This window comes from Escherichia sp. WS3227_2 (assembly GCF_046486495.1).
Lineage (GTDB): Bacteria > Pseudomonadota > Gammaproteobacteria > Enterobacterales > Enterobacteriaceae > Escherichia > Escherichia coli.
On record NZ_JBJQLG010000015.1, the window covers coordinates 110209 to 129643 of the forward strand.

Below are 19435 nucleotides of genomic sequence, written 5' to 3' on the forward strand. Positions count from 1 at the left end.
GACAAAGCTCTCTATTGACGTAATCACAGACTTATAAGGGAGATACTCGCATTGGTGTGCGCTCACGACAGGTAAAAAAAAACCTGCCAGCGATGGCAGGTTTTTTATAACTAAAAAACGAAATTAATCGTCTTTCGGTGCGCGGTTGGCGCGGCGACGATCGTTTTCCGTCAGGTGACGTTTACGAATACGGATAGAGGTCGGAGTCACTTCTACCAGTTCGTCATCATCGATGAACTCCAGAGCTTGTTCCAGAGTCATGCGGATAGGCGGAACCAGAACAACGGCTTCGTCAGTACCGGAAGCACGCATGTTGGTCAGTTTCTTACCGGTCAGGCAGTTTACAGTCAGGTCGTTAGAGCGGCTATGAATACCGATAATCTGACCTTCGTAAACTTCTGCACCGTGACCGAGGAACAGCTTACCGCGATCCTGCAGACCGAACAGCGCGAACGCGACCGCTTTACCCTGACCGTTAGAGATCAGTACACCGTTCTGACGCTGACCCACTTCGCCCGGACGTACGTCGTCGTAGTGGCTGAAGGTGGAGTACAGCAGACCAGTACCGGAAGTCATGGTCATGAACTCAGAACGGAAGCCAATCAGACCACGGCTTGGGATCACGTAGTCGAGACGTACGCGGCCTTTACCGTCTGGATTCATGTTTTTCAGGTCGCCTTTACGTTCGCCCAGCGCCTGCATCACAGAACCCTGATGCTGTTCTTCAACGTCCAGCGTCACGTTTTCATACGGCTCTTGTTTACGACCGTCGATTTCACGGAAGATAACTTTCGGACGGGATACCGCCAGTTCGAAACCTTCACGACGCATGTTTTCGATCAGAACAGACAGGTGCAGTTCGCCACGACCAGAAACGCGGAACGCATCGGCGTCTTCGGTTTCTTCTACGCGCAGCGCAACGTTGTGTACCAGTTCTTTGTTCAGACGATCCAGGATCTGACGAGACGTTACGAACTTACCTTCTTTACCGCAGAACGGCGAGGTGTTAACGCAGAAGAACATAGAAACGGTCGGCTCATCAACGGAGAGTGCCGGCAGCGCTTCAACGTTTTGCGTGTCGCAAACGGTGTCAGAAATGTTCAGTTCGCCCAGGCCCGTGATCGCCACGATATCGCCAGCTTCCGCCAGATCGGTTTCAATACGTTCCAGACCGAGGTGGCCCAGCACTTTACCGACTTTCGCATTACGGGTTTTGCCTTCGCTATCGATGATAGTGACCTGCTGGTTCGGCTTCACTTTACCGCGCTTGATGCGGCCAATGCCGATAACGCCAACATAGCTGTTGTAATCGAGCTGAGAAATCTGCATCTGGAACGGACCGTCAAGGTCAACGTCCGGCGCAGGAACGTGGTCAACAATCGCCTGATACAGCGGGGTCATGTCTTCCGCCATATCTTCGTGGTCCAGACCCGCGATACCGTTCAGCGCAGAAGCGTAAACGATCGGGAAGTCCAGCTGCTCGTCGGTCGCGTCGAGGTTAACGAACAGATCGAATACCTGATCCACAACCCAATCAGGACGCGCGCCAGGGCGGTCAACTTTGTTGATAACAACAATCGGCTTCAGGCCGTAAGCAAACGCTTTTTTGGTTACGAAGCGCGTTTGCGGCATCGGGCCGTCAAATGCGTCAACCACCAGCAGCACTGAGTCTACCATGGACATTACACGTTCAACTTCACCACCGAAGTCGGCGTGCCCCGGGGTATCAACGATGTTGATACGGTAATCATTCCATTTGATAGCGGTGTTTTTCGCGAGGATGGTAATCCCACGCTCTTTCTCCAAATCGTTGGAGTCCATCACGCGCTCTTGGGTTTCGGCACGAGAGTCGAACGTACCGGATTGTTGGAGCAGCTTGTCTACCAGGGTGGTTTTACCATGGTCTACGTGCGCGATGATGGCGATATTACGCAATTTTTCGATCACAACTTTGCCTCAGGCATTAGAAATAGCGCGTTATTGTACACGGATTAATCGCACTACAAAACAGGATCACAAACATCCTCCGCAAACAAGTATTGCAGAGTCCCTTTGTGATCGCTTTCACGGAGCATAAAAAGGGTTATCCAAAGGTCATTGCACCAATATGGTGCTTAATGTTTCCATTGAAGCACTATATTGGTGCAACATTCACATCATGGTGCAGCCCTTTTGCACGATGTTAAGCATGATAACGCCTTTTAGGGGCAATTTAAAAGTTGGCACAGTTTTCGCTTTATCTTTTTTACGGCGACACGGCCAAAATAATTGCAGATTTCGTTACCACGACGACCATGACCAATCCAGGAGAGTTAAAGTATGTCCGCTGAACACGTACTGACGATGCTGAACGAGCACGAAGTGAAGTTTGTTGATTTGCGCTTCACCGATACCAAAGGTAAAGAACAGCACGTCACTATCCCTGCTCATCAGGTGAATGCTGAATTCTTCGAAGAAGGCAAAATGTTTGACGGCTCCTCGATTGGCGGCTGGAAAGGCATTAACGAATCCGACATGGTGCTGATGCCAGACGCATCCACCGCAGTGATTGACCCGTTCTTCGCCGATTCTACCCTGATTATCCGTTGCGACATCCTTGAACCTGGCACCCTGCAAGGCTATGACCGTGACCCGCGCTCTATTGCGAAGCGCGCCGAAGATTACCTGCGTTCCACTGGCATTGCCGACACCGTACTGTTCGGGCCAGAACCTGAATTCTTCCTGTTCGATGACATCCGTTTCGGATCTTCTATCTCCGGTTCCCACGTTGCTATCGACGATATCGAAGGCGCATGGAACTCCTCCACCCAATACGAAGGTGGTAACAAAGGTCACCGTCCGGCAGTGAAAGGCGGTTACTTCCCGGTGCCACCAGTAGACTCTGCTCAGGATATTCGTTCTGAAATGTGTCTGGTGATGGAACAGATGGGCCTGGTGGTTGAAGCACATCACCACGAAGTAGCGACTGCTGGTCAGAACGAAGTGGCTACCCGCTTCAATACCATGACCAAAAAAGCTGACGAAATTCAGATCTACAAATATGTTGTGCACAACGTAGCGCACCGCTTCGGTAAAACCGCGACCTTTATGCCAAAACCGATGTTCGGTGATAACGGCTCCGGTATGCATTGCCACATGTCGCTGTCTAAAAACGGCGTTAACCTGTTCGCAGGCGACAAATACGCAGGTCTGTCTGAGCAGGCGCTGTACTACATTGGCGGCGTCATCAAACACGCTAAAGCGATTAACGCCCTGGCAAACCCGACCACCAACTCTTACAAGCGTCTGGTCCCGGGCTACGAAGCACCGGTAATGCTGGCTTACTCTGCGCGTAACCGTTCTGCGTCTATCCGTATTCCGGTGGTTTCTTCTCCGAAAGCACGTCGTATCGAAGTACGTTTCCCGGACCCGGCGGCTAACCCGTACCTGTGCTTTGCTGCCCTGCTGATGGCCGGTCTTGACGGTATCAAGAACAAGATCCATCCGGGCGAAGCAATGGACAAAAACCTGTATGACCTGCCGCCGGAAGAAGCGAAAGAGATCCCACAGGTTGCTGGTTCTCTGGAAGAAGCACTGAACGAACTGGATCTGGACCGCGAGTTCCTGAAAGCCGGTGGTGTGTTCACTGATGAAGCGATCGATGCGTACATCGCTCTGCGTCGCGAAGAAGATGACCGCGTGCGTATGACTCCGCATCCGGTAGAGTTTGAGCTGTACTACAGCGTCTAATAGTTGAAGTTGTACTACCCGGCGCAACAACGCCGGGATTTAGTTGCCGTGGAAACTTTCAGCCCATCTCTGCATGGGCTTTTTTCTCCGTCAATTCTCTGATGCTTCGCGCTTTTTATCCGTAAAAAGCTATAATGCACTAAAATGGTGCAACCTGTTCAGGAGACTGCTTTATGGCAACAGGCACGCAGCCCGATGCTGGGCAGATCCTCAACTCGCTGATTAACAGTATTTTGTTAATCGATGACAACCTGGCGATCCATTACGCCAACCCCGCCGCGCAACAACTGCTCGCCCAAAGCTCCCGCAAATTGTTTGGTACACCGTTACCGGAACTGTTGAGCTACTTCTCATTAAATATCGAGCTGATGCAAGAAAGTCTGGAGGCGGGGCAAGGTTTTACCGATAACGAAGTGACGCTGGTCATCGACGGGCGCTCGCATATCCTTTCTGTGACGGCCCAGCGTATGCCGGACGGCATGATCCTGCTGGAGATGGCACCGATGGATAACCAGCGCCGCTTAAGTCAGGAACAGCTACAGCACGCCCAGCAGGTTGCTGCCCGTGATTTAGTGCGCGGCCTGGCACATGAGATTAAAAATCCGCTTGGCGGTTTACGTGGCGCGGCGCAGCTGCTCAGCAAAGCATTACCTGACCCGTCACTACTCGAATATACCAAAGTGATTATCGAACAGGCGGACCGGCTGCGAAATCTGGTCGACCGTCTGTTGGGACCGCAACTGCCCGGTACGCGCGTTACCGAAAGTATTCATAAAGTGGCTGAACGCGTGGTGACGCTGGTGTCGATGGAACTGCCGGACAACGTGCGGTTGATTCGTGATTACGACCCCAGCCTGCCGGAACTGGCGCACGACCCGGATCAAATTGAGCAAGTGCTCCTGAATATTGTGCGCAATGCGCTACAGGCGCTGGGGCCAGAGGGTGGTGAAATCATTCTGCGTACCCGCACAGCTTTCCAACTGACCTTACACGGCGAGCGTTATCGGCTGGCGGCGCGAATTGATGTGGAAGATAACGGGCCAGGTATTCCGCCTCATTTGCAGGATACACTGTTTTACCCGATGGTCAGCGGCCGCGAAGGTGGCACCGGGCTTGGCTTATCCATCGCCCGTAATTTGATTGATCAGCATTCAGGCAAAATTGAATTTACCAGTTGGCCAGGTCATACCGAGTTCTCGGTTTACCTGCCTATCAGGAAATAAAGGTGACGTTTATGCAACGAGGGATAGTCTGGGTAGTCGATGACGATAGTTCCATCCGTTGGGTGCTTGAACGTGCGCTCGCTGGAGCGGGTTTAACCTGTACAACATTTGAGAACGGCGCGGAGGTACTGGAGGCGCTGGCGAGCAAAACGCCGGATGTGCTGCTTTCAGATATCCGTATGCCGGGAATGGACGGGCTGGCGCTGCTCAAGCAGATTAAACAGCGCCATCCGATGCTTCCGGTCATCATTATGACCGCACATTCCGATCTGGATGCTGCCGTCAGCGCCTATCAACAAGGGGCGTTTGATTATCTGCCCAAACCGTTTGATATCGACGAAGCCGTCGCGCTGGTTGAGCGCGCCATCAGTCATTACCAGGAACAGCAGCAGCCGCGTAATGTTCAGCTTAACGGCCCAACGACCGATATCATCGGCGAAGCGCCAGCCATGCAGGACGTGTTCCGTATTATCGGTCGGCTTTCGCGTTCTTCTATTAGCGTGCTGATTAACGGCGAATCCGGCACCGGTAAAGAACTGGTCGCTCATGCCCTGCATCGCCACAGTCCGAGAGCCAAAGCGCCATTTATCGCGCTGAATATGGCGGCTATCCCGAAGGATTTGATCGAATCAGAACTGTTTGGTCACGAGAAAGGCGCGTTTACCGGCGCGAATACCATTCGTCAGGGGCGTTTTGAACAGGCCGATGGCGGCACGTTATTTCTCGATGAAATTGGCGATATGCCGCTGGATGTGCAGACGCGTTTGCTGCGCGTGCTGGCAGACGGTCAGTTTTACCGCGTTGGCGGCTATGCGCCGGTGAAAGTGGATGTGCGGATTATCGCTGCCACTCACCAGAATCTCGAACAGCGGGTGCAGGAAGGTAAGTTCCGTGAGGATCTGTTCCACCGCCTGAACGTTATCCGCGTTCATCTGCCGCCGCTGCGCGAACGTCGGGAAGATATTCCCCGTCTGGCGCGCCATTTTTTACAGGTTGCCGCGCGCGAACTGGGCGTAGAAGCGAAGTTGCTGCATCCGGAAACCGAAGCCGCGCTGACGCGTCTGGCGTGGCCAGGCAACGTGCGCCAGCTGGAAAACACCTGCCGCTGGCTAACGGTAATGGCTGCCGGACAGGAAGTGTTGATTCAGGATTTGCCTGGCGAACTGTTTGAATCAACGGTTGCGGAGAGTACTTCGCAAATGCAACCGGACAGTTGGGCGACGCTGTTAGCGCAGTGGGCAGACAGGGCGCTGCGTTCCGGTCATCAAAATCTGCTTTCCGAAGCGCAGCCTGAGCTGGAGCGGACGTTACTGACCACCGCGCTGCGACATACGCAGGGGCATAAACAGGAAGCGGCGCGGCTACTCGGCTGGGGGCGTAACACTCTGACGCGGAAGTTAAAAGAGCTGGGGATGGAGTGATTCACGGCTTGTGTGTAAAGATTGATTATTGAGCGCAAATTGCTGGTATTTTGCGCTTTACTGTTCCGATAAGTTCAGTATGATCTTGCCCGGAAAACGGGGAGAGTCATTATGCTGGAATCAATAATTAATCTGGTATCGAGTGGCGCAGTTGACAGCCACACACCGCAAACTGCTGTTGCTGCCGTGCTGTGTGCCGCGATGATTGGGCTGTTTAGTTGAGTTTCAGATTGCTGATGAAGTGCTCTTTGTTCATGCCGGATGCGGCGTGAACGCCTTATCCGGTCTACAAAAGCAATATTTTCAACAGGTTTTGTAGGCCTGATAAGCGTAGCGCATCAGGCAATCTTGTTCTCAGCACATTGATGGCGCTTTCGTTTTCTACTTTGTAAACGAAGCGCCATTCACTATTTAAATCACCCGTGAGAACTGCTGCATCCGCGCTTTCTGGCGCAGATAGGTATCAAAGCACATGCAAATGTTGCGGATCAGCAAGCGACCTTTCGCCGTCACCTGAATCCCCTTCTCATCCACATCCACCAGCCCATCTTTTGCTAACGGGGCGAGCAGCTTGAGATCTTCCGCAAAGTAATCAGCGAAGTGCAAATCCCACTGTTGCTCAATAGGGGCGTAATCCAGACGGAAGTTGCAGATGAGCGACTTAATCACATCGCGGCGAATACAGTCATCACGCGTTAGCGCAATACCACGCCACAGCGCATTGCCTTGTTCATCCACTTGCTGATAGTACTGCTTCAACTCTTTCTGGTTCTGCGCGTAGCAGTCGCCAATCATGCTGATGGCGGAAACGCCCATCCCCAGCAGATCGGTATCGCCCTGAGTGGTGTATCCCTGGAAGTTACGATGCAGCACGCCTTCACGCTGGGCCACCGCCAGCTCGTCATCCGGACGGGCAAAGTGATCCATACCGATAAACTGATAGCCCGATTGCGTCAGGAAGGCGATGGTTTCCTGCAGGATATCGAGTTTTTGCTGCGGACTCGGCAGGTCAGCATCTTTGATTTTGCGCTGAGCAGCAAAAATGGTCGGCAGATGCGCGTAGTTAAAGACACTCAGACGATCGGGGTTCAGCTCCGCCACGCGTTTCAGGGTAAAAGCGAAACTCTCCGGCGTCTGTTTCGGCAGGCCGTAAATCAGGTCGATGTTGGTGGAGGTAAAACCAATCTCACGCGCATGGTTAAGCAGTGCAAAGATGAACTCTTCATCCTGCTCGCGGTTAACCAGACGTTGCACTTCTTTGTTGAAGTCCTGCACGCCCATGCTCAGGCGATTAAAGCCCTCGGCGCGTAAATGATCGAGTACATCCAGTTCGATTTCGCGCGGATCGACTTCGATCGAAATCTCCGCATCGGCATTGAACTGGAAGTTTTCGCGCAGCCGCTTCATCAGACGGCTGATTTGCGCTTTGTTCAGATACGTCGGCGTACCACCGCCCCAGTGCAGCTGGCTCACCTTGCGCCCGGCAAAAAGCGGTGCACGATGGACGATTTCTTGCTCCAGCGCGTCCAGATACTGATCGGCCTTGTGCTGCTGGCGAGTAACAATCTTATTGCAACCGCAGAAGTAACAAAGCTTATGGCAGAACGGGATATGTACGTAGAGAGATAATGGACGCTCAGGATAGCGCGCCACGGCTTGTAAAAACGCCTGTTCGCCGAAGTCTTCTGAAAACTCCAGCGCGGTCGGGTACGAGGTGTATCGTGGCCCGGAATAGTTATATTTCTGGATCAGGGCCAGATCCCAGTCGATTTGCTGTACAGACATGCTCACTCCTTCCGATGGCGTCTCTGGCGGCTACGGCGTACCGGCGGATGCCCGTTTCGGGTCATCAGCCGGTTGCGCAGCCACTTTTGTCGCCGCGACAACCGCTGTAGTTTAACGAATAACCACACCAGATAACATATAACCGGAAGGGTTATCAGCAGAACGGGAAGGCCCACGGCGGCAATCCGTTAGTTGCCCCGCAGCAGACGCATCATGTCTTCTTGCTTCTCGTCTTCTTCCTCTTCTTCGTCATCGTCATAAGAGAGGCCGAGTTTCTGCATCAACTCATCAATACGATCCAGTTTGGCATCCACCCAGGATTGCTCTTCGGCGCTCAGGGTTTCGCCTGCCTCCAGACGTTCCAGCAGCGCATCCAGACGCTCATCCGTTTCCAGTAACTCCAACTCCGCCTGCGGTGAAAGCATAGGTTTCTCACTCTTCGGTTTGTGCTGTTTGGTGACTTTTTCAGTCACGCCCAATGGAATAGGGGTTTTACTGCCAATACGTGGATCTTTCGGTGCGTTCTGGCCTTTGCTGCCTGACGTGGTGTTACCGCCCGCTGCGCGGCTGCCCGGCGCATGACCACGACGTTTTTTCTGACGCTTACGGTCACGAGCTTCCTGATCCAGCTCCTCGCGTGTTTTTCGACGCGCTTTTGCATGACCTTTGCTGCGTGAGTTTGAAGATGATGGTTTCATAATGGTTCGTCTTTTAGCCGTTTTATTCAGTATAGATTTGCGGCGGAATCTAACAGAAAGCAAGCAAAGAAAAAAGGCGACAGATTACTCTGTCGCCTTTTTTCCTGACTCATAACCCTTAACGGGTCTTACAATCCTTGCAGGCCGCCAACACACCCTGTTTTTCCATTAGCCGGAACAATCCGTGTTGATTCCATTTCCGTTTAATTACGTCTCCGGACGTTTGTCTTCCTGACAATCCTCTGTCTTCGCCTCCTGGCGCTCCTGACCCTCATCCTGAGTCATTGTTCCTGTTAGCGTCCTCGCTCTATGGGTGCTACTTTACGCCTTTGCTTTAAACAAACAATCAACCGCCATCAGTATTTGCACATTTTCAGAGTTTTATATAAAAGCAATTAACTGATTTATATAGCTTATTTGACATGCATCGCAGAATTTTCTCTGCTATTTCGCATAAAGACTATCGGCAATGTCTCACAAAGCGTATGGCTTTTACTTACAACGCTCACGCCGAAAAATCCGCCTTTTATTATGGTTCAGGTATAATCGCCGCAAAGCTTTGACTGACGGAGACGACCGCTTTGACTAATTTGAATTATCAACAGACGCATTTTGTGATGAGTGCGCCTGATATTCGCCACTTACCTTCCGATACCGGAATTGAAGTGGCTTTTGCAGGCCGTTCCAACGCAGGTAAATCCAGCGCGCTGAACACGCTAACTAACCAGAAAAGCCTGGCTCGTACCTCAAAAACCCCAGGGCGCACCCAGCTTATCAACCTGTTTGAAGTGGCTGACGGCAAGCGTCTGGTTGACCTGCCCGGCTATGGCTACGCGGAAGTCCCGGAAGAGATGAAGCGCAAATGGCAACGCGCGCTCGGCGAATACCTCGAAAAACGTCAGAGCCTGCAAGGTCTGGTGGTGCTAATGGATATTCGCCATCCGCTGAAAGATTTGGATCAACAGATGATTGAGTGGGCGGTAGACAGCAATATCGCCGTGCTGGTGCTGCTGACCAAAGCGGACAAACTGGCAAGCGGCGCACGTAAAGCGCAATTGAATATGGTGCGTGAAGCGGTGCTGGCGTTTAACGGTGATGTGCAGGTTGAAACGTTCTCTTCACTGAAGAAACAAGGCGTGGACAAGCTGCGGCAGAAACTGGATACCTGGTTTAGCGAGATGCAGCCTGTAGAAGAAACGCAGGACGGCGAATAATTTTCTTGCCTTAATGCTTGTGCCGGATGTGGCGTATCCGGCCCGTAAATTCAATAGATTACACTTCTACCGTTGGCCTGATAAACATGGCGCATCAGGCATTACGGATCTTTTCTTTCGCCCAATAAAAAACGCCCCAGTCATTACTGACTGGGGCGGCTAAAATATTCAGCCAAATCCGATTACGTGAAGTAAAAGGTCTGAAAGATAGAACATCTTACCTCTGTACCCTACGCGACTAACTTTACTCTTTTTTGTTCAGTTCAGAAAGCACTTTTTGTAATTTTTTTTCAGTTGTTGCATAGGAATTTCTAATAGCCATCACAAAACGTGACAGCTTATGTTGCTTACTTACGAAAAAAGGGCATGTTCAGGCGAATCTTAGTGCGCCTGATCCCAGTTTTCACCACTCCCCACTTCCACCAGCAACGGCACATCCAGACGGGTACAGTTTTCCATCAGTTGATGAATCTGCTTCGCGACGGCATCGACATCATCTTTATGAACTTCAAATACCAGTTCATCGTGTACCTGCATGATCATACGCACACGCGGTTGCTCAGCCTGTAGCCACGCATCAACGGCAATCATCGCCCGTTTGATAATGTCGGCGGCGGTTCCCTGCATTGGCGCGTTAATGGCTGCACGTTCAGCCGCTGCACGACGAGCACCATTGCTGGATTTGATATCCGGCAGATACAGACGGCGTCCGTCCAGCGTTTCAACGTAGCCCTGCTCTTTCGCCTGAGCACGGGTGCGTTCCATATACTCCAGCACGCCAGGGTAGCGTTCGAAGTAAAGGTCCATGTACTTCTGCGCTTCTTTACGTGGAATGTTCAATTGCCGCGCCAGACCGAAAGCACTCATGCCATAAATCAGACCAAAGTTGATCGCTTTCGCGCTACGGCGTTGCTCGCTGGTGACGGTTTCCAGTGGCAAACCAAACACTTCTGCCGCCGTAGCCCGGTGGATATCTTTTCCTTCCGCGAATGCGGTCAGCAAGCCTTTGTCACGCGAGAGATGCGCCATAATGCGCAGTTCAATCTGCGAGTAGTCTGCCGAGACAATCACATAATCCTCTGGCGCAATAAACGCCTGGCGGATACGACGACCTTCTTCGTTACGCACCGGAATGTTTTGCAGGTTAGGATCGGTTGACGATAAACGTCCCGTTGCGGTTACTGCCTGGTGATAAGAGGTATGTACACGCCCGGTTTTCGGGTTGATCATCAGCGGCAGCTTGTCGGTATAGGTCGATTTCAGCTTCGCCAGACCACGATACTCCAGAATCACTTTTGGCAACGGATAGTCCAGCGCCAGTTCTTCCAGTACCTCTTCCGACGTTGACGGCGCACCACCCGGCGTTTTCTTCAGCGGTTTAATTCCCTGTTTTTCAAACAGAATGGTTTGCAACTGCTTGGTGGAAGAAAGGTTAAATTCCTCACCTGCAATTTCATGCGCTTTCTTTTCCAGCTCAGCCAGACGAAGGGTGAGCTCTTCAGAATGATTGTGCAGCACTTTCGGATCGATCTTCACACCGTTACGTTCAATGCGTGAAAGCACTGGCACCAGCGGCATTTCGATATTCTCGAAGACGTTCAACGGCCCTTTGTGTTTTTGCAGATCCGGCCACATTTTCAGATGCAACTGCAAGGTGACATCCGCATCTTCGGCGGCGTAACGTCCGGCCTCTTCGAGGGCAATCTGGTTAAAGGTCAGTTGATTTTTGCCTTTACCCGCAATCTCTTCAAAAGTGATGGTTTTGTGCTTCAACCAACGTTCCGCGAGGCTGTCCATATCGTGACGCCCGGCAACGCTATTGAGAATGTAGGACTCCAGCATGGTATCAAACGCAATCCCACGCAGCTCAATGCCGTAATTCGCCAGAATACCGCGATCGTATTTCAGGTTTTGCCCAACCTTCAGCGCCTTTTCATCTTCCAGCAGCGGTTTTAGCAACTCGAGTGCACGCTCGCGAGAGATTTGATCGGGCGCATCAAGATAATCATGAGCAACCGGAATATATGCCGCTACGCCTGGCTCGATAGCAAAAGAAAGCCCGACCAGGTTAGCAGAGATGTTATCAAGGCTGTCGGTTTCGGTATCAAATGCAAATACCGGCGCTTTTTCCAGCTTCGCAATCCACGCTTTCAGTGTTTCTTCATCAAGGATGGTGACGTAGTTGTCATAAGAAATCACCGTTGCCGTCACTTCTGGCGCTTCGTCTGCAACACTGGTTTCCTGCGGCCTGACTGCGGGTTTCGCCCCTTTAGCCTGTAACCATTTGCCCGCTTCGACATCAGCAGTCCAGCGTTTGAACTCATACTTTTTGAACAGCCCCAACAACTCTTCCGCCGCCGGTTGCTGCACTTCCAGTTGTTCACAGGTCAGCTCCAGTTCAACGTCGGTTTTAATCGTCGCCAGCTGGTATGAGAGATAAGCAACTTCTTTGTTTTGCTCGAGCTTCGCTGCCATTGTTTTCGCGCCACGGAAGCTCAACCCAGCAATTTTTTCTGGCTCGGCATACAGCGTATCCAGGCCGCCAAGACCTTGCAGCAATGCCTGCGCGGTTTTTTCACCGACGCCCGGTACGCCAGGGATGTTATCGGAGGAGTCACCCATCAGCGCCAGGAAGTCGATGATCAGTTCTGGCGGCACGCCGTACTTATTCACCACCTCTTCCGGGCCGAGGATGGTATTCGTCATGGTATTGATAAGCGTAATATTTGGCGTCACCAGCTGCGCCATATCTTTATCGCCAGTGCTGATCAGCACCGGACGCCCGGCTTTTTCGGCTTCCCGCGCCAGAGTACCGATAACGTCGTCCGCTTCTACGCCAGAAACCGCCAGCAGCGGCAGTCCCATCGCTTTAACCATCGCGTGCAAGGGTTCGATTTGTGCACGCAGATCGTCCGGCATTGGCGGGCGATGTGATTTGTAATGTTCAAACAGTTCATCACGAAAGGTTTTTCCCTTGGCGTCAAAGACCACCGCTGCATGCGTCGGTTTATATTGCATGATCAGACTGCGCAGCATGTTGAGGACACCATACATCGCACCGGTCGGCTCGCCTGCGCTGTTAGTCAGCGGGGGAAACGCGTGATATGCGCGATAAAGATAAGATGAACCATCTACAAGGATAAGTGGATTTTGGGGGATCTGAACCATAATGTCCGTGCCTGTTTATCAGATTATGGGTAAAGGATGCCACAGACAGGATGAAAACATGAGTTTTTCACCGCTTTTCGTGAAAATCTTTTGTAGATCTTCTGGATCGCTCGCAAATCGTCATGTGGATAACTTTGTGCATAAATTATTTACATCGCTTTTAATTTATTATCATGCTTTTTACAGCATGATGTTTGTCTTTGTTTTTCATGAAGTTAAAAATAAGACCATCCCTAGTAATTAAGATAATGGGATTTTTTCTAATGTGGATAGATATGAATTATTTTTCTCCTTAAGGATCATCCGTTATTTGGGTCGTTTTCTGCTAAAATCTGCGCCTTGCGCTTCTTTAGCGCACTGTCTATGGCTAACCTTTTGAATAAATTCATTATGACGAGAATACTCGCTGCGATAACCCTTTTGCTGAGTATCGTATTGACCATTTTGGTCACTATTTTTTGTTCCGTCCCGATCATCATTGCCGGGATTGTAAAACTATTGCTTCCTGTGCCAGTCATTTGGCGAAAGGTTTCGCGTTTTTGTGATTTTATGATGTATTGCTGGTGCGAAGGTCTGGCGGTATTACTGCATCTGAACCCACACCTGCAATGGGAAGTTCACGGGCTGGAAGGGTTAAGTAAGAAGAACTGGTATCTGCTTATTTGTAACCACCGTAGTTGGGCAGATATTGTCGTACTGTGCGTGCTGTTTCGTAAGCACATTCCGATGAATAAATATTTCCTCAAGCAGCAGCTGGCCTGGGTGCCTTTTCTTGGCCTGGCGTGCTGGGCGCTGGATATGCCGTTTATGAAGCGTTATTCCCGCGCTTATTTATTACGTCATCCGGAGCGACGTGGTAAAGATGTCGAAACCACTCGGCGTTCTTGTGAAAAGTTTCGCCTGCATCCCACCACCATTGTCAATTTCGTTGAAGGCTCCCGTTTCACGCAAGAAAAACATCTGCAAACCCACTCCACTTTTCAAAACTTGTTGCCACCAAAGGCGGCAGGCATTGCGATGGCGCTAAATGTACTGGGTAAACAATTCGATAAACTGCTTAATGTTACGCTGTGTTATCCGGACAATAACCGTCAGCCGTTCTTCGATATGTTAAGCGGTAAACTGACGCGGATTGTCGTACATGTGGATTTACAGCCTATTGCCGATGAGTTACATGGCGACTACATCAATGACAAAAGCTTTAAGCGCCATTTTCAGCAATGGCTGAACTCATTGTGGCAGGAAAAAGACCGGCTTCTGACGTCTCTCATGTCATCACAGCGTCAGAATAAGTAAGTTTTACTCGCCTCTGAATGAGCAGAGGCGAGTGAGTATTTTAATGAACAAAACGTCCGGCACGAGACATAAATTCTTCTTCGCTCATCTCCTGTCCGTTAAAAACAACTTTACCCGGTGTATAACGCAGTTGCAGCGAGGCGGTATTGTTGTCAATCGTGATTAACTGAAACATCTGACCTAAGGTCATCATCCCGCTGATTTGTTTATCAGCCCGCTTTTGCGCTTTTTCCGCATCCATTCCTTCAGATAAATTAAGCTGTTTTGCGGTTTCTGTGACGACATTAAGCGGTAACTTCACATCAAAATTGAGCGATTTGATATCTTTGTTTGTGGATGATGAAGATTTGGCTGGGTCGGCAATACTGATATCCAGATTGGCATTTAGTTCGCCGAGTGCGTTCTTCCATCTTACCGGTTGTTTAATGGTCGGCTCACTTTTTTGTAATAACGGTAAATACTCTTTGAACAATGCAGCATTCACTTCTTGCAGAGCAATTTCATCGTTTGCTAACTCAGGGTGTGCAGCAAGCTGCTTCTGCATCGCAATGTTATACTGGATGATAAATTGGTGCACTGCTGAGGGATCAATAGATTCAGCAATCAATGACCACTCACCACTACCGAGTTGCTGATTCCCTTTTGTTAACTTATCAAGTTCGTAGGTCAGATTGACATTGATATAATCTTTGTCTTTAACGCGATCCAGCCTGGTTTTTGCAACGAAAGCATCGATTTGGGCAACGTCTTCCCCGTGATTGATAATGTTAATCTGATTAAATTTCGACTCGCTTTCACCAACCGGAAATTTCTTTTCTTCTAATCGCGCCAGAGAATCAATGGTAAAGCTTTTCGCCGTTACTTTGTTCATTGGTGATAATTGCAGAACAATATCTTCGACTTTGCCTTCAATATCCAGGTTAGACAATGAACTACCATCACCATTAAAAGTAAACTGGCCCTTACCAAAGGAAAACTTTCCATACTCTGCAGGGGCAACATCTAATGTCGTAGAGAATGAGCCACCAAACGCGAATCGCAATGTCGCTTCCACGGGCGATTTATTTTTTGCGGCGATAAATAGCGGTTGTGTCAGTTCATTATTCACTAAGTTCACTTTTGCCGCTGCCAGTGCTGGGATGACATTACCATGCATTAACATTGTGATGGGCAACGGACCGTGCTCAACATCCACATCAAATACAACTTTCTGGCCTGGCTTGATATTGAGATCGGGTGCACCGTTATCGAATGTCATTTGCATTTGAAAACGGGAATTAAAAAAGCCTTTGTCAAAATTTTGATAACTTAACGTCATATCGTAGGCATGTTCACCTTTCTTTTTAGCATCGTTAAAATCTTTAATAAATTTTTCGACACCAGGCTGAATTTGCGTACCTGTGTACCATGTGCCACCACCCCAGATTACGGCTAACGCAACAATAACACCTGTAGCTGACTTACGTATCATATAAATATTCCCTGATAAAACAGCAAAACTTTGAATATCCACTTATGCTGAAATAATGTCCAGCGGCAGGATGCATTATCAGAATGTATTTATATTTATTAAATAATAAAAAAAGCCCGTGAATATTCACGGGCTTTATGTAATTTACATTGAATTATTTTTTCTCGGACAGATATTTCACTGTATCAGCATACTGCTGAACAAAAACATCCATATTGCTGGTATCCATACCCTGCGGATTCAGCTGATATTTACCGTTAACAAACATCGCCGGAACACCACGCAATTGCACGTCAGCTGCGGCTTTTTCCTGCTGAGCGACCAGGGATTTCACCACGAAGCTGTTCCACGCCGCGTCGTACTCTTCACCTTTAATACCTGCGTTGATAAATACATCGCGGATATCAGATGCTGAACGAATGGTCTGGGTTTTCTGTACGCCTTCAAACAGCGGAACAGTGACTTTGTCTTCCACGCCCAGCGCCATCGCCACTGCCCATGCCTGAGTCAGATCTTTGCCCAGGTCACCCCCCATGAAGTTGACGTGGTATTTAGTCATCTTCACGCCTTCCGGCAATTTTTTCTTCACGTTATCAGAAATATGCAGAACTTCTTCAAACTGATAGCAGTGCGGGCAGAAGAAAGAGAAAAACTCCAGCACTTGCGGCGCGCCAGCAACTGGTTTTTCCAGGGTAGTGTACTGTTTACCATCTTCATACTGCGCCGCCGATGCGCTAAACGCTAAAACTAAACCAGCCAGCGCCAGCCAAATCTTTTTCATGATCTACTCTCTCCGATTAATACATAGGTGTTAATTGCAAAGGGGGTTCTTGTAGAACTTTTGCCTGTTCTATAAAAGTCGCCGTCTGTCGCAGCCAGTAATCTTCCCCGGTTAACCACGGGAAATTTTTCGGGAACGCGGGATCAGCCCAACGCCGCATTAGCCAGGCAAGATAATAAACCAAACGCATGGCGCGTAAAGGTTCAATCAGTCCGATTTCAGCGGTGTCGAACTCGCTAAATTCTTCATAAGCTTCAATAATAGTTTCCAGTTGCATCCGCTGCTCGGCTTTATCGCCATTGAGCAACATCCACAAATCCTGAATAGCCGGACCATTACGTGCATCATCCAGATCAACAAACATTGGACCATCGCGCCAGAGAATATTCCCGGCGTGGCAGTCTCCATGTAGCCGCAGAACGGTGAAATCTTCCCGCCAGTGTGCTGTAACGGCGGCGATCAGCTCATCTGTCGCTTTCAGGAATGCCGCTTTCAACCCGGAAGGTATCAGTGTAGCGTCCTCAAACAGCTTGCGTGGCTCAATGAGATATTCATTCAGACCGATGGTCGGGCGATGGATAAAAAGCTGTTTGCGCCCCGTCTGGTGCATACGCCCTAAATAACGCCCAACCGCTTCCATCTGATCGATATTATCAGCTTCGAACTGGCGACCACCGACGCTTGGAAAAACAGCGAAATAAAATCCCTGATGATTCAATAAAGTCTGACCGTTAAAGGCCACAGGCGCTGCGACCGGAACTTCATCGTTAACCAGCTGCAACGCAAATTGATGTTCTTCGAGGATTTGATCGGCTGTCCAACGTTCAGGGCGATAAAATTTGACGACAAAACGTCGACGATCTTCGTCCTGAAATTGATAGACACGGTTTTCATAGCTGTTAAGCGGGGTAAGACCGGAATCCACCCGGATCCCATGCTCAAACAGAGCATCCATGATGGTATCCGGGTGTAGTGTCTGGAAAGTAAAAGCGCTGTTGTTCATCCCATCATCCGGAAAACATTACGAATGATGAAGGATATCATTTCACGATGATTTTGGTGGCACCGCTTACAAGCTTTTACTCTTTAATTACGCCGCGAGCGCGTAACAGCGCCGTTTTGAAATCTTCTTCATAATCTTTTTGCAAACCCGGGATAACCGCATCTTTCGCGGAATCACGCATTTTCAGGTGATAGATCAGAATGTCATCCGTCAAATCCGCCAGTTCGCCGTCAAAACCTGACTCTTTCGCCAGTTTCTGCAAAAATTGCAGCAGGTTAAGGTCTGGCTCTTTTTGCCAGGCTGGCTGGAGGAGTTCAATAACTTCATTCAGACGTTTACATTTCATAGTAATGCTCCTTACTCTTGAGACAGACACGTTAGCAGGGTCAATCCCACAATAAAAGAGGCGATATCGGTGAATCTGATGACGACGATAACAGGCGTTGTGCTGGCAGGCGGTAAAGCCAGACGAATGGGCGGCGTAGATAAAGGATTGCTTGAATTAAACGGCAAACCATTATGGCAACATGTCGCTGACACGCTTATGACGCAGCTCTCTCACGTCGTGGTTAATGCTAATCGTCATCAGGAAATCTATCAGGCAAGCGGTCTGAAAGTGATTGAAGATTCACTGGCGGATTACCCAGGCCCTCTGGCAGGAATGCTTTCAGTAATGCAGCAGGAAGCAGGCGAGTGGTTTTTGTTTTGTCCGTGCGATACTCCTTATATTCCCGAGGATTTAGCAGCCCGGCTTAATCATCAGCGCAAAGATGCGCCTGTCGTGTGGGTCCATGACGGTGAACGCGATCACCCGACTATTGCTCTGGTAAACCGCGCAATTGAGCCTTTATTACTGGAATATCTGCAAGCAGGAGAACGCCGGGTAATGGCATTTATGCGTCTGGCTGGCGGGCATGCGGTTGATTTCAGCGATCATAAAGATGCATTTGTTAACGTGAATACGCCAGAGGAGCTTGCCCGATGGCAGGAAAAACGATGATACCGTTACTCGCCTTTGCCGCGTGGAGTGGTACCGGAAAAACTACGCTTTTGAAAAAACTGATCCCGGCATTATGCGCCAGAGGGATCCGTCCAGGGCTGATTAAGCATACGCACCATGATATGGATGTTGATAAGCCAGGCAAAGATAGCTATGAGCTGCGCAAGGCTGGCGCGGCACAAACCATCGTTGCCAGCCAGCAACGATGGGCCTTGATGACGGAAACACCAGACGAAGAAGAGCTGGATCTACATTTTCTCGCAAGTCGAATGGATACCTCAAAGCTGGATTTGATTCTGGTCGAAGGGTTTAAGCATGAAGAGATCGCAAAGATTGTGCTGTTTCGCGATGGAGCCGGACATCGACCTGAAGAATTAGTGATAGACAGGCATGTTATTGCTGTAGCCAGTGATGTGCCGCTTAATCTTGATGTCGCGTTACTGGATATTAATGATGTTGAGGGGCTGGCTGATTTTGTGGTGGAGTGGATGCAAAAGCAGAACGGATAAGCAAGAGTAGGCTGGATAAGACGCGCCTGAACTGAACCCCAAAACCTGGACAGTTTCAGTTAACCGGCTTTTTGATGCTCAGTCCGGTATTCTACCGGACTGAGTCCCCCAAGACTGAGTTTTATTCTTTTTTGATT

At 49.9% G+C, this 19435-nt stretch carries 17 protein-coding genes and 1 pseudogene; 8 read left to right on the forward strand and 10 right to left on the reverse strand.

The features are described 5' to 3' along the window. Nucleotides 1-123 precede the first annotated feature (123 nt). Nucleotides 124-1947, reverse strand: a complete 1824-nt coding sequence (gene typA, locus ACJHXB_RS19770; protein ID WP_000570668.1) for a ribosome-dependent GTPase TypA — start codon at nucleotides 1945-1947, stop codon at nucleotides 124-126. Between the two features lie 372 nt (nucleotides 1948-2319). Here typA and glnA point away from each other — a divergent pair, with 372 nt between their 5' ends. The 4 genes from glnA (at nucleotide 2320) to ACJHXB_RS19790 (ending at nucleotide 6595) form a co-directional block, all read left to right on the forward strand. Continuing rightward, complete coding sequence (glnA, locus tag ACJHXB_RS19775; protein WP_001271717.1) at nucleotides 2320-3729, forward strand: glutamate--ammonia ligase; 1410 nt, start codon at nucleotides 2320-2322, stop codon at nucleotides 3727-3729. A gap of 173 nt (nucleotides 3730-3902) precedes the next feature. Beyond that, nucleotides 3903-4952 carry a nitrogen regulation protein NR(II) gene (glnL, locus tag ACJHXB_RS19780; protein ID WP_000190577.1) on the forward strand — a complete coding sequence of 350 codons (1050 nt, stop codon included), beginning with the start codon at nucleotides 3903-3905 and terminating at the stop codon, nucleotides 4950-4952. Nucleotides 4953-4963: 11 nt separating this feature from the next. Next, the gene (glnG, locus tag ACJHXB_RS19785) at nucleotides 4964-6373 is read left to right on the forward strand and encodes a nitrogen regulation protein NR(I) (RefSeq protein ID WP_001188777.1); all 1410 of its coding nucleotides are present in this window, start codon (nucleotides 4964-4966) and stop codon (nucleotides 6371-6373) included. A 111-nt stretch (nucleotides 6374-6484) separates the two neighbouring features. After that, a complete protein-coding gene (locus ACJHXB_RS19790) occupies nucleotides 6485-6595 on the forward strand; it encodes a YshB family small membrane protein (protein WP_000893994.1) in 111 nt (36 codons plus the stop codon). 189 nt (nucleotides 6596-6784) lie between these two features. Here ACJHXB_RS19790 and hemN read toward each other — a convergent pair whose 3' ends face one another. From hemN to ACJHXB_RS19805, 3 genes and pseudogenes are all read right to left on the reverse strand, one after another. Beyond that, complete coding sequence (gene hemN / locus ACJHXB_RS19795; protein ID WP_097446946.1) at nucleotides 6785-8158, reverse strand: oxygen-independent coproporphyrinogen III oxidase; 1374 nt, start codon at nucleotides 8156-8158, stop codon at nucleotides 6785-6787. A gap of 188 nt (nucleotides 8159-8346) precedes the next feature. Beyond that, nucleotides 8347-8856, reverse strand: coding sequence for a Der GTPase-activating protein YihI (gene yihI, locus ACJHXB_RS19800; protein WP_001295266.1), 510 nt, complete (start codon nucleotides 8854-8856; stop codon nucleotides 8347-8349). Nucleotides 8857-8974: 118 nt separating this feature from the next. After that, nucleotides 8975-9141: pseudogene (locus tag ACJHXB_RS19805) on the reverse strand (hypothetical protein). 296 nt (nucleotides 9142-9437) lie between these two features. Between ACJHXB_RS19805 and yihA the strand changes: the two are divergent. Further along, nucleotides 9438-10070, forward strand: a complete 633-nt coding sequence (yihA, locus tag ACJHXB_RS19810; RefSeq protein WP_000183349.1) for a ribosome biogenesis GTP-binding protein YihA/YsxC — start codon at nucleotides 9438-9440, stop codon at nucleotides 10068-10070. Between the two features lie 381 nt (nucleotides 10071-10451). Here yihA and polA read toward each other — a convergent pair whose 3' ends face one another. Further along, on the reverse strand, nucleotides 10452-13238 hold the full coding sequence (gene polA, locus ACJHXB_RS19815) for a DNA polymerase I (protein ID WP_097446947.1): 2787 nt from the start codon (nucleotides 13236-13238) through the stop codon (nucleotides 10452-10454). Between the two features lie 363 nt (nucleotides 13239-13601). On the opposite strand from polA, the gene ACJHXB_RS19820 reads away from it, so the two are divergent. Then, on the forward strand, nucleotides 13602-14534 hold the full coding sequence (locus ACJHXB_RS19820) for an acyltransferase (protein WP_097446948.1): 933 nt from the start codon (nucleotides 13602-13604) through the stop codon (nucleotides 14532-14534). 40 nt (nucleotides 14535-14574) lie between these two features. Here the strand turns inward: ACJHXB_RS19820 and ACJHXB_RS19825 are convergent, their stop codons facing one another. The 4 genes from ACJHXB_RS19825 to ACJHXB_RS19840 all read right to left on the reverse strand — a co-directional run bounded on the left by ACJHXB_RS19825 (nucleotide 14575) and on the right by ACJHXB_RS19840 (nucleotide 18135). Then, the gene (locus tag ACJHXB_RS19825) at nucleotides 14575-16005 is read right to left on the reverse strand and encodes a YdgA family protein (RefSeq protein WP_097446949.1); all 1431 of its coding nucleotides are present in this window, start codon (nucleotides 16003-16005) and stop codon (nucleotides 14575-14577) included. Between the two features lie 154 nt (nucleotides 16006-16159). Continuing rightward, the gene (dsbA, locus tag ACJHXB_RS19830; protein ID WP_000725337.1) at nucleotides 16160-16786 is read right to left on the reverse strand and encodes a thiol:disulfide interchange protein DsbA; all 627 of its coding nucleotides are present in this window, start codon (nucleotides 16784-16786) and stop codon (nucleotides 16160-16162) included. 16 nt (nucleotides 16787-16802) lie between these two features. Continuing rightward, nucleotides 16803-17789, reverse strand: a complete 987-nt coding sequence (srkA, locus tag ACJHXB_RS19835; protein ID WP_001065496.1) for a stress response kinase SrkA — start codon at nucleotides 17787-17789, stop codon at nucleotides 16803-16805. 76 nt (nucleotides 17790-17865) lie between these two features. Then, nucleotides 17866-18135 carry a YihD family protein gene (locus tag ACJHXB_RS19840; RefSeq protein ID WP_001295263.1) on the reverse strand — a complete coding sequence of 90 codons (270 nt, stop codon included), beginning with the start codon at nucleotides 18133-18135 and terminating at the stop codon, nucleotides 17866-17868. 69 nt (nucleotides 18136-18204) lie between these two features. On the opposite strand from ACJHXB_RS19840, the gene mobA reads away from it, so the two are divergent. Both mobA and mobB read left to right on the forward strand, forming a co-directional pair. Beyond that, nucleotides 18205-18789 (forward strand): molybdenum cofactor guanylyltransferase MobA, encoded by a 585-nt coding sequence (mobA, locus tag ACJHXB_RS19845; RefSeq protein ID WP_001052192.1) that lies wholly within the window; start codon nucleotides 18205-18207, stop codon nucleotides 18787-18789. Further along, on the forward strand, nucleotides 18771-19298 hold the full coding sequence (gene mobB, locus ACJHXB_RS19850; RefSeq protein WP_000907614.1) for a molybdopterin-guanine dinucleotide biosynthesis protein MobB: 528 nt from the start codon (nucleotides 18771-18773) through the stop codon (nucleotides 19296-19298). Before mobA ends, mobB begins: the two co-directional genes overlap by 19 nt. Nucleotides 19299-19357: 59 nt before the next feature. Here the strand turns inward: mobB and ACJHXB_RS19855 are convergent. Then, nucleotides 19358-19435: IS3 family transposase (locus tag ACJHXB_RS19855; protein ID WP_323498327.1), on the reverse strand; the 78-nt coding region annotated here is incomplete at its 5' end.

Coding starts and splice junctions, on each gene's coding strand:
- glnA (WP_001271717.1), top strand. CDS start 2,320: ATGTCCGCTGAACACGTACTGACGATGCTGAACGAGCACGAAGTGAAG.
- glnL (WP_000190577.1), top strand. CDS start 3,903: ATGGCAACAGGCACGCAGCCCGATGCTGGGCAGATCCTCAACTCGCTG.
- glnG (WP_001188777.1), top strand. CDS start 4,964: ATGCAACGAGGGATAGTCTGGGTAGTCGATGACGATAGTTCCATCCGT.
- ACJHXB_RS19790 (WP_000893994.1), top strand. CDS start 6,485: ATGCTGGAATCAATAATTAATCTGGTATCGAGTGGCGCAGTTGACAGC.
- hemN (WP_097446946.1), bottom strand. CDS start 8,158: ATGTCTGTACAGCAAATCGACTGGGATCTGGCCCTGATCCAGAAATAT.
- yihI (WP_001295266.1), bottom strand. CDS start 8,856: ATGAAACCATCATCTTCAAACTCACGCAGCAAAGGTCATGCAAAAGCG.
- polA (WP_097446947.1), bottom strand. CDS start 13,238: ATGGTTCAGATCCCCCAAAATCCACTTATCCTTGTAGATGGTTCATCT.
- ACJHXB_RS19820 (WP_097446948.1), top strand. CDS start 13,602: ATGGCTAACCTTTTGAATAAATTCATTATGACGAGAATACTCGCTGCG.
- ACJHXB_RS19825 (WP_097446949.1), bottom strand. CDS start 16,005: ATGATACGTAAGTCAGCTACAGGTGTTATTGTTGCGTTAGCCGTAATC.
- dsbA (WP_000725337.1), bottom strand. CDS start 16,786: ATGAAAAAGATTTGGCTGGCGCTGGCTGGTTTAGTTTTAGCGTTTAGC.
- srkA (WP_001065496.1), bottom strand. CDS start 17,789: ATGAACAACAGCGCTTTTACTTTCCAGACACTACACCCGGATACCATC.
- ACJHXB_RS19840 (WP_001295263.1), bottom strand. CDS start 18,135: ATGAAATGTAAACGTCTGAATGAAGTTATTGAACTCCTCCAGCCAGCC.
- mobB (WP_000907614.1), top strand. CDS start 18,771: ATGGCAGGAAAAACGATGATACCGTTACTCGCCTTTGCCGCGTGGAGT.